1 protein-coding gene is annotated in these 208 nt (G+C 60.6%); it reads left to right on the forward strand.

The annotated features are described in order from the left end of the window. Positions 1-208, forward strand: a 208-nt coding sequence (locus tag HJY11_RS14870) for a hypothetical protein (RefSeq protein ID WP_208076599.1), incomplete at both ends; no start/stop codon positions are given.

The raw sequence follows: 208 nt of genomic DNA on the forward strand, positions 1-208 counted from the left end.
GCGCCGACGTTTCCGAAGTGGTAAATGCGTGTGACGCGGGGCGCGAGGGTGAATTGATTTTCCGCTTTGTCTACGAAGTGGCGGGCTGCAAGAAGCCCATGCGCCGCTTGTGGATTTCTTCAATGGAGGACGGGGCGATTAAGGCGGGCTTTGCTTCCCTCAAAGACGGGCGGGACTATGGCGCGCTCTTTGCGTCCGCCCTCTGCCG

The sequence above is a fragment of the Bittarella massiliensis (ex Durand et al. 2017) genome (assembly GCF_017566145.1).
Classification (GTDB): domain Bacteria; phylum Bacillota; class Clostridia; order Oscillospirales; family Ruminococcaceae; genus Bittarella; species Bittarella massiliensis_A.